This window comes from Streptococcus mitis, from assembly GCF_001579035.1.
GTDB classification, from domain to species: Bacteria; Bacillota; Bacilli; order Lactobacillales; family Streptococcaceae; genus Streptococcus; species Streptococcus mitis_J.
Map to the genome: position 1 here is coordinate 99,185 of NZ_KQ970288.1, position 2,286 is coordinate 101,470.

Consider the following 2,286-nt stretch of genomic DNA (forward strand, 5'->3'; position numbering starts at 1 on the left):
GCCACCGATACGATCCAGTTTGAGACGGCCGTCTGGTTTGATAGCACGGACAATAGCACCCAGCGTATCTACATGGGCAGTCACATAGCGATGCTCTTCATCACTTTGACCTTTGATGGTCACATTGACACCGCCCTTGGCTGTACGAACCGGCTGGTAACCAAAACCTTCTAGAGTCTTGACTAAATAGTCCGAAATCTCTCGAGTGAAGCCCGTTGGCGACGCAATGGCTGTCAGTTCTTTGATATATTCTACTGTTTGATTCATTTCTTCACCTCTTTTGCTACCTATTATAACACATTTATCATCGGATAAAAAAAGAAAATCACTCCTGTAGACTTGGCTACAAAAGTGATTTTAATGATTATTCCATTTCAAAAACATCGCTTTCTTGCTTGTTTGGTAGAACCAATGAGAGCAAGATTCCGACAACGGCTGGTACTAACCATGGGAGTGATGCCTTGGCAAAAGGAAGAGCGTTGACAAGATTCGCAAGAAACTCAACCTTAAACGAGCTTCCTAATACGCTTGCAATGGCAATAGCTGTAACCACAGCAATTGTCAACTGCATACCTGGTTTTGAAAGAGCTACAAATTTGTTGACAATGACAATCATAACGATGGCAATCGTGATTGGGTACAAGATAACCAGTACTGGAATTGAGTACTTGATAATCGCATCAAGACCCAAATTAGCAATGGCAAATCCAATCAAGGTAAAGGCGGTCGCATAAACCTTATAGCTGATTTGTGGGAAGCGTTCATTAAAGAACTCAGCTGTTGACACAATCAAACCAACTGTTGTTGTGAAGCAGGTTACAGTAACCATAGCTGCAAGGAAGAGTTGAGCTGTTGAACCAAAGATTTCTTGAGTAGCTTGTGACAAGATGTAGACACCTGGTGTTCCACCCTTCATCGCTTCAGCTGGTACTGGGAAATGATTTCCAAGGAAACCTAACCCGATGTAAAGGGCGCTGAAGGCAAGGGCAACAACGATACCAACAACCCAAATAGTTGAAATGTATTCTTTCTTACTTGAAAAACCAAGTTGTTTCAAGGTTTGAACTGCGATTACACTGAAGGCAACTGAGGCAAGGGCATCCAAGGTATTATAACCTTCTAGGAAACCTGTCCCAAAGGCAGAAGCTTGATAAGCAGCTGAAGCAGCTTGAGGACTTGTTCCACCGTATTTGAAAGCTCCTAGAACAACCAAGATGACAATCAAGATTGCAAAGACTGGTGTTAAAATACGGCCGATACGGTCCAAGATTTTTGATGGATTAAGCGAAATCAAATAGGCTGCTGCAAAATACAGAACTGTAAAGACAATCAAACCAAGACCTTTATTTGCATCCGACAAAAGAGGGCTAATCCCTACTTCGTAAGCTGTTGTAGCTGTACGTGGGATAGCAAAGAATGGACCGATTGACAAGTAAAGAATTGAGAGGTAAAGAGTCGCAAACCAAGGCGCTATCTTTGTTGAAATCTCGTAGATATATCCTTTAGGATTTAGCGTTCCAATAATCAGGGTCAAGACGGCGATACCGACGCCTGAAAAGACAAAACCTGCGATGGCAGGAAGAAAATGTTCTCCAGATAGAGCACCTAGAGAAGGCGGAAAAATCAAGTTCCCCGCACCAAAAAATATTCCAAACAGGAGTAAACCTGTTAAGGCACCTTTTTTAGCCATGAAAATCTCCTTCATATTTATAAAATAACTGACCTAGTATATCATGAATAGGAGTATGAAAAAAGTATCACGAAGTAAATATTGAATGTTTTCAAGATTCTTAAAAATGAGAATTGTCTAACAATAAAATCCCCTACCCAGTCCACACCAAGCAGGAGAAAATTCTAATGTTTACAGTTCTTCAAAGGCTAACATGCCACCTTGTACATTGATAACCTCATAACCTTGTTCTGATAAGAATTGGCAAGCACGCGCCGATCTCATTCCAGATTTGCAAATGACATAATGTAACTGGTCCTTGTCCAATTGATCATAAGTATCAGCCAGTTGACTCAGAGGAAGATTCTGAGCACCTTCTAAATGAAGAGCTTCAAACTCATCCACTTCTCTCACGTCTACTAGAGAAAGTTGGTCGTTTTGGTAAAGCTGGTAAAATGCGTCAAAGGCTATTTCTTTCATTCTTTTTCTCCTAATACTCTTCGAAAATCTCTTCAAACCACGTCAGCGTCGCCTTACCGTAGGTATGATTACTGACTTCGTCAGTTCTATCCACAACCTCAAAACAGTGTTTTGAGCTGACTTCGTCAGTTCTATCC

General features: G+C 41.3%; 2 protein-coding genes and 1 pseudogene. All 3 read right to left on the reverse strand.

Annotated elements, in window-relative coordinates; all coding sequences use genetic code 11:
• A pseudogene (locus tag SMIDD26_RS06675) lies at positions 1-267 on the reverse strand (M42 family metallopeptidase); the annotation flags it as partial.
• Positions 268-364: 97 nt separating this feature from the next.
• Positions 365-1,690 carry a branched-chain amino acid transport system II carrier protein gene (gene brnQ / locus SMIDD26_RS06680; RefSeq protein ID WP_061439623.1) on the reverse strand — a complete coding sequence of 442 codons (1,326 nt, stop codon included), beginning with the start codon at positions 1,688-1,690 and terminating at the stop codon, positions 365-367.
• A gap of 171 nt (positions 1,691-1,861) precedes the next feature.
• Complete coding sequence (locus SMIDD26_RS06685; protein WP_061439624.1) at positions 1,862-2,149, reverse strand: rhodanese-like domain-containing protein; 288 nt, start codon at positions 2,147-2,149, stop codon at positions 1,862-1,864.
• Positions 2,150-2,286: the final 137 nt, after the last annotated feature.

What these genes read in the sequence shown, in the direction of transcription:
- brnQ (WP_061439623.1), bottom strand. Translation starts at nt 1,690, where the DNA reads ATGGCTAAAAAAGGTGCCTTAACAGGTTTACTCCTGTTTGGAATATTT.
- SMIDD26_RS06685 (WP_061439624.1), bottom strand. Translation starts at nt 2,149, where the DNA reads ATGAAAGAAATAGCCTTTGACGCATTTTACCAGCTTTACCAAAACGAC.